This window comes from Roseomonas rosulenta (genome assembly GCF_016106005.1).
Classification (GTDB): domain Bacteria; phylum Pseudomonadota; class Alphaproteobacteria; order Acetobacterales; family Acetobacteraceae; genus Neoroseomonas; species Neoroseomonas rosulenta.
In genome coordinates this window covers 1-4,805 of record NZ_JACADR010000312.1, presented here as the reverse complement: position 1 = coordinate 4,805, position 4,805 = coordinate 1, and the positions used below count along the sequence as shown (strand labels likewise).

General features: G+C 71.7%; 7 protein-coding genes. 3 read left to right on the top strand and 4 right to left on the bottom strand.

Going from position 1 to position 4,805, the window contains the following annotated elements:
• Positions 1 to 1,100, top strand: a 1,100-nt coding sequence (locus tag HW578_RS22955; RefSeq protein ID WP_369407961.1) for a Bug family tripartite tricarboxylate transporter substrate binding protein, incomplete at its 5' end; no start/stop codon positions are given.
• A gap of 192 nt (positions 1,101 to 1,292) precedes the next feature.
• Positions 1,293 to 2,198, top strand: a complete 906-nt coding sequence (locus HW578_RS22950) for a DMT family transporter (RefSeq protein ID WP_198373035.1) — start codon at positions 1,293 to 1,295, stop codon at positions 2,196 to 2,198.
• Here the strand turns inward: HW578_RS22950 and HW578_RS22945 are convergent.
• From HW578_RS22945 to HW578_RS22935, 3 genes are all read right to left on the bottom strand, one after another.
• Positions 2,171 to 2,974 (bottom strand): GNAT family N-acetyltransferase, encoded by an 804-nt coding sequence (locus tag HW578_RS22945; RefSeq protein ID WP_198373034.1) that lies wholly within the window; start codon positions 2,972 to 2,974, stop codon positions 2,171 to 2,173. The two genes, HW578_RS22950 and HW578_RS22945, sit on opposite strands and share 28 nt — an antisense overlap.
• A complete protein-coding gene (locus HW578_RS22940; protein WP_198373033.1) occupies positions 2,971 to 3,471 on the bottom strand; it encodes a Fur family transcriptional regulator in 501 nt (166 codons plus the stop codon). The genes HW578_RS22945 and HW578_RS22940 overlap by 4 nt, the downstream gene beginning before the upstream one ends.
• Before the next feature lie 100 nt (positions 3,472 to 3,571).
• Positions 3,572 to 4,000, bottom strand: coding sequence for a MucR family transcriptional regulator (locus HW578_RS22935; RefSeq protein WP_369407960.1), 429 nt, complete (start codon positions 3,998 to 4,000; stop codon positions 3,572 to 3,574).
• Between the two features lie 164 nt (positions 4,001 to 4,164).
• Here HW578_RS22935 and HW578_RS28000 point away from each other — a divergent pair, with 164 nt between their 5' ends.
• Positions 4,165 to 4,353 (top strand): sulfurtransferase TusA family protein, encoded by a 189-nt coding sequence (locus HW578_RS28000; RefSeq protein WP_232479221.1) that lies wholly within the window; start codon positions 4,165 to 4,167, stop codon positions 4,351 to 4,353.
• Here the strand turns inward: HW578_RS28000 and rimI are convergent.
• Complete coding sequence (gene rimI, locus HW578_RS22925) at positions 4,322 to 4,780, bottom strand: ribosomal protein S18-alanine N-acetyltransferase (protein ID WP_369407962.1); 459 nt, start codon at positions 4,778 to 4,780, stop codon at positions 4,322 to 4,324. The two genes, HW578_RS28000 and rimI, sit on opposite strands and share 32 nt — an antisense overlap.
• Between the last annotated feature and the right edge of the window lie 25 nt (positions 4,781 to 4,805).

The window sequence follows — 4,805 nt, the reverse complement described above, 5'->3', positions numbered from 1 at the left end:
ATCTCATCCCCCCATCTGCTCGCGGCCGGACCCTGCGGCGCGGGGCGGCGCCGCGCAAGCGGGGGCTGTTCACCGGCGCCGGCCGGCGTTCTAGGCTCGATGCGATCCAGCCGGGACAGACCGCCATGATGAACCGCCGCGCCGCGCTCGCCGCTCCCCTCGCCCTCGCGCCGCTCGCCGCCCGCGCGCAGGCGCCGGCCTGGCCGGACAAGCCGGTGCGCCTGATCGTGCCGACGCTGGGCGGCGCGGGCACCGCCGATACCGTCGCGCGCATCCTGGCGCAGGAGCTCGACAAGCGCCTGCCGCAGCGCGTGGTGGTGGAGAACCGCGCCGGCGCCAACGGCAATGTCGGCGCCGCCACCGCGGCGCGCAGCGCGCCCGACGGCTATACCTTCCTGTGGGGCTGGGCGGGCACGCTCGCCACCAACCCGGCGCTGTACCGCGACCTGCCCTTCGACCCGCTGCGCGACTTCGACCCGGTGGTGCTGGTGGGCAACGTGCCCAACATCCTGGTGGTGAACCGCGCGCTGGGGCCGCGCACGCTGGCGGAATTCACCGCCTATGCGCGCGCGAACCCGGGTCGGATCAACTTCGGGTCGACCGGCAACGGGTCCTCGATGCACCTGGCGGGCGAGCTCTACCGCCAGATGACCCAGACCGACATGCAGCACGTGCCCTATTCCGGCCCCGCGCCGGCGGTGACCGACCTGCTGTCCAACCGCATCCAGGCGATGTTCAACCTGGTGACCGGCGCGCTGCCGCAGGTCCGCGCCGGGGAGGTGATCCCGCTCGCGATGCTGGACGATGCGCGATCCCCGCAGCTGCCCGACGTGCCGACCACGGCGGAGCTCGGCCTGGCGGGGCTGACCTTCGGCACCTGGTTCATGGTGATGGCGCCCAAGGGCACGCCGGGGCCGATCATCGACCGGCTGAACACGCTGGTGAACGAGGTGATCGTCGACCCCGAGGCGAAGCAGCGGCTGGAAGGCGCGGGGCTAGTGCTGCTGGGCGGCACGCGGGCCCGCGCGGCGGAGTTCCTGGCGGTGGAGATCCGCAGGCATGCGGAGATCGTGCGGGCGAGCGGGGCGCGGGTGGACTGAAATCCGGCCGATAAAGGTCAATCCTTTGTCGGCCGGATTTGAGGCGTTGGCCCCGCGCGCGGCCGCCCAGCCGCCCCGCGCGCCATGCCGACAGGCCAAGGATTACGCATCTGGCCCGTCGGCATGAGCGGGCGCCCGCGCCACCGCAACGCGCGGAGGGCGCGGCGCATCGGGCGCGCGCCATGAGGGTCCATGAGCGCACGCGCCTGGTCCCTGCTGATCGCCCTGTCCGTCCTGTGGGGCGGGTCCTTCTTCTTCGTCGGCGTGGCGGGGCCCGAGGTCCCGCCGCTGACACTGGTCACGCTGCGCGTGGCGATCGCTGCGGCGATCCTGTGGGCGGCGATCCCGCTCCTGGGCGTGTCCGCGCCGCGTGGCGCGCGCGCCTGGGGCGCGATCGCCGCGATGGGGCTGCTCAACAACGCCATCCCCTTCACGCTGATCGTCTGGGCGCAACAGGCGCTGCCCTCCGGCCTGGCCGCCATCCTGAACGCCACCACGCCGCTCTGGACCGTGCTGGTCGCGCATGCATTCACCCAGGAGGAGACGGCAACGCGCGCGAAAGTCGCGGGGGCGTTGTTCGGTTTCGCCGGTGTCGGGGCGATGATGGGGCCCGACCTGCTGGCCGGCGCGGCGACGGCGGGCTGGGCCACCGCCGCGATGCTGGCTGCGACGCTGTCCTATGCCTTTGCCGGCGTTTTCGGGCGGCGCTTCCGCGGGTTGGGTATTTCGCCCATGCAGGCGGCGCTGGGCCAGGTCACGGCCTCGGCGGTGATGATGCTGCCACTGGCGCTGGCCTTCGAGCACCCCTGGAGCCTGCCACGCCCGTCCGCGATGGCCGCGGGGGCGGTGCTGGGCCTCGCGGCGCTGTCCACCGCGCTGGCCTACGTCCTGTATTTCCGCATCCTGGCGCTGGCCGGCGCGGTGAACCTGCTGCTGGTGACCTTCCTGATCCCGGTCAGCGCCATCCTGCTCGGTACGCTGGTGCTGGGTGAAGCACTGGCGCCGCGGCACCTGTTGGGCATGGCGCTGATCGGCCTGGGCCTGGCGGCGATCGACGGCAGGCCGTTCAACTACGCCTCGCGCAGTCTGCGCTCGTAGTGACGATAGTACTTGTCGGTGATCTGGTCGGTCTTGACCACCACCGCGACATCCGTGGTGTTGAACTGGTGGTCCAGCACGGCGCCGTCGCCCACGAAGCCGCCCAGGCGCAGATAGCCCTTCACCAGCGGCGGCAGCGCGACCAGCGTGCGCTTCACGTCGATGGTGGCAGGGTCGCGCCGCAGCATCGGCACGTAGCGGTCGGGCAGCGCGACCGGGCGGATCGCCTCCGGCGCCATGTGGTTCGCCGCGAGATAGGTGAGCTCGTCCGCCAGCGCATCGAGGTCGGTGCCGGGCAGGGACGCGCAGCCGAACATCAGCGCGATCTCGTGCTTAAAGACATAGGCCGCGATGCCGCCCCAGAGCAGCTGCAGCGTGCCGCGCGTGCGGTAGGCCGCATCAACGCAGGACCGCCCCAGTTCCAGCACCTCGCCGTCGAAGGCGACCAGGCGCGAGATGTCGTATTCGCCCGCCGAATACCAGCGCCCCAGCGCCGCCGCCGCCGGCCGGCGGATCAGGCGATAGGTGCCCACCACCGACTTCGCGCCCTCGCCCCGGTCGTGGTCCACCACCAGAAGGTGGTCGGCCACCGCGTCGAAATCGTCGCGGTCGCGCTGCGCGGCGGCGGTGGCGGCGTCGGCATGCGCGCCCATCTCGCCATAGAAGACGCGATAGCGCAGTGCCTGCACGGCATCGATCTCGCCGGCATCGACCGCGAGGCGCACGCCGAGATTGCCCGACCGGAGCTCCCCGAAGCCGGGGTCCGTCCCGGTCATGTGCCGGTTCCGGAGGGGCGGCGGCGCGCCGGCGCGCGGGGGGGCTCTGCCGCCGGCCTGCGCCCGAACAGCTCGAGCCGCTGGCCGACCAGGTCGAAGCCCAGCCGTGTCGCGAGTCGCCGGGCCAGCGCCTCGAACTCCTCGTCGGCGAATTCGATCACCCGGCCGCTGTCCACGTCGATCAGGTGGTGGTGGTGGCCGCGATCGGCGAGGTCGTATCGCGCGCGCCCGCCGCCGAAGTCGCGCTTCTCGAGGATGCCGTTCTCCTCCAGCAGGCGCACGGTGCGGTAGACGGTCGCGATCGAGACCTTGCTGTCGAGCGCGAGCGCCCGGCGGTACACATCCTCGACATCCGGATGGTCCTCGGCGTCGCTCAGCACGCGCGCGATCAGCCGCCGCTGCCCGGTCATCTTGAGGCCACGCTCGATGCACAGTCGCTCGATGCGGGAGGGCGGCGATTCGGCGGGCGTCGCGCGCGGGCGGGTCCGGCTGTCCATCAGGTCGTCAGCATCCGGGAGATGGTCGCGCCAGGTGAGGCGCGGGCCCGGACCATAGTCCCGCGCCGGTCGGCCGGCCAATCCTTGCGTGATGGGCGGCTCAGCCGCCCTTGGCCTTCCCGCGCGACCGCGGCGTGGTGCCGAGGCCGATCTTCTTCGCCAGCGAGGACCGGTGCTTCGCGTAGTCCGGCGCCACCATGGGGTAGTCGGCGGGCAGGCCCCAGCGCTCGCGATACTGTTCCGGCGAGAGGTTGTAGGAGGTCTTGAGATGCCGCTTCAGCATCTTCAGCTTCTTCCCATCCTCGAGGCAGATGAGATAGCCGGGCGTGATGGACTTCTTGATCGGCACCGCCGGCTGCGGGCGCTCGGGCTCGGGCGGCGGTGCGCTGCCCACGCCGGACAGGGTGCGGAACACTTCCTGGATCAGGTTCGGAAGTTCGGCCGCCGGCACCGGGTTGTGCGACACATGCGCTGAGACGATCTGCGCCGTCAGGCCGAGAAGTTCGCTGCTGGGATTGGATTCGGGCACGACGGAGCCCCCTTTCTTGTTTCTCTGTCGCGGGTTTCTACCCCGCGTCCGAGAAGGCGTCCATGTTGGAAAGGATAAATTTCTTGAAACCTGAGGCCTATCCACCATCGGGTGAAGAAAAATCAGCGGCTCGCGTGCTCGACATCACCGCCGAGACTTGCCCGATGACCTTCGTGCGGGTCCGCCTGGCGCTCGATCGACTGCCGCCCGGTGCGATACTCGAAGTCCTGCTGAAAGGTGAGGAACCGCGCCGCAACGTTCCGCGAACCGCCGCCGAGCAGGGCCACCAGGTGCTGTCGCAGGCCGAATTGCCGGGCGGACTCATGCGCCTGGTGCTGCGCCGCAAGGGCTGAGCGGCAGCCGCAGCACCAGCGCATCCGACCCGTCCGGGTAGTAGCGCCGCCGGCGCCCGGCCTCGGCCGCGCCAAGCCCGGCATAGAGCGCGCGGGCCGGCGCGTTCTGCGCCGAGACCTCCAGGAACATTTCCCTGGCGCCGCGATTCGCCGCCTCGGCCATCAGTGCGCGCATCAGCGCCGCGCCGCATCCGGTCCGCCGCGCCGCGGGGCGCACGGCCAGGGTCAGGACCTCCGCCTCGCCCGCCGCCACGCGCCCCAGGGCGAATCCGGCAGGTTCCCCCCCGACCACTCCCAGCAGCGCGAAATGCCCCGGCAGCGCGACCAGCAATCCGATCGCCTGGGCCGACCAGCGATCGGCCGGCGCGAAGGCCTCGGCATGCAGCGCCGCGAGCAGCGCCGCCGCCTCCGGACCGACCGGCGCGATGGCGGGCGCGCTCAGGCCGGCACCG

What these genes read in the sequence shown, in the direction of transcription:
- HW578_RS22950 (WP_198373035.1), top strand. Translation starts at nt 1,293, where the DNA reads ATGAGCGCACGCGCCTGGTCCCTGCTGATCGCCCTGTCCGTCCTGTGG.
- HW578_RS22945 (WP_198373034.1), bottom strand. Translation starts at nt 2,974, where the DNA reads ATGACCGGGACGGACCCCGGCTTCGGGGAGCTCCGGTCGGGCAATCTC.
- HW578_RS22940 (WP_198373033.1), bottom strand. Translation starts at nt 3,471, where the DNA reads ATGGACAGCCGGACCCGCCCGCGCGCGACGCCCGCCGAATCGCCGCCC.
- HW578_RS28000 (WP_232479221.1), top strand. Translation starts at nt 4,165, where the DNA reads ATGACCTTCGTGCGGGTCCGCCTGGCGCTCGATCGACTGCCGCCCGGT.